This window comes from Siccirubricoccus deserti (assembly GCF_014283215.1).
Classification (GTDB): Bacteria; Pseudomonadota; Alphaproteobacteria; order Acetobacterales; family Acetobacteraceae; genus Siccirubricoccus; species Siccirubricoccus deserti.
The window spans coordinates 1-983 of sequence record NZ_JACOMF010000234.1; the positions used below are offsets into that span (position 1 = coordinate 1).

General features: G+C 66.1%; 1 protein-coding gene. It reads left to right on the forward strand.

Annotation, left to right across the window (positions count from 1 at the left end; translation table 11 throughout):
- Nucleotides 1–32 precede the first annotated feature (32 nt).
- Nucleotides 33–971 (forward strand): IS110 family RNA-guided transposase, encoded by a 939-nt coding sequence (locus H7965_RS30020; RefSeq protein ID WP_229682885.1) that lies wholly within the window; start codon nucleotides 33–35, stop codon nucleotides 969–971.
- Nucleotides 972–983: the final 12 nt, after the last annotated feature.

The following is a 983-nucleotide window of genomic DNA, read 5'->3' on the forward strand; positions in this document are numbered from 1 at the left end:
CGCTCATACCCCGCAGGACAGGAGCAGGGATCGTGACGGAGCAACTCTTCATCGGCGTCGATGTCGCCAAGGATTGGATCGACATCCATCACCCGGGCCGTAAGCCAAGCCGGATCGACAGTACGCCGGCCGCACTGCGGGCCTTTGCGGCTCGATGCAGGAAGGACGGCGTCTGGGTCATCTTCGAAGCCAGCGGCGGTTATGATCGTGGCCTGCGCGATGCGCTCGAAGCAGCAGACGTCCCCTTCACCCGCGTCAATCCGCGTCAGGCACGTGACTTCGCCCGGGCCATGGGCGTCCTCGGCAAGACCGACCGTGTCGATGCTCGGGTGTTGGCCGAGTTCGGCGCCAGGCTCACCCCCAAACGCACTGAGCCAGCCTCGGAGGCTCGCCGTTCCCTCCAGGCACAGGCGACCCGCCGCCGCCAGCTCGTCGACCTGCGCAAGCAGGAAGCTACCAGGCTGCAGCAGACCACCGATCCCGCCGCCCTTGCAGACATCCGGGCCATCATCGCCATCCTCGATCGCCATATCGACAAAGTCGAGGAACGCATGACCGCCACCGTCGCAGCTGACGCGAACCTCGCCAGCATCGATCGACGCCTCCAAACCGCGCCAGGTGTCGGCCCGATCGTCGCGGCCACCCTTATCGCCGAGCTGCCGGAGCTCGGGCAACTCGACCGACGCCGGATCGCAGCCCTGGCTGGCTTGGCGCCTATCGCGCGCGACAGCGGCAAGAAATCCGGGGCACGCGCAATCGCCGGCGGTCGGGCCATCGTTCGCACCGCTCTCTACCTCGCAGCCCTCCAGGCGTCCCGACGCTCCGCCATCTTCCGCGAGTTTCGTAGTCGCCTGCAGGCCGCAGGCAAGTCAGTGAAGGCCACCCTGACCGCCACGGCTCGCAAGCTCCTCGTCACACTCAATGCCATGGTTTCTAGCGGAACAAACTACCGACTCGACACCGCAACCTGATTACAGTTGCCG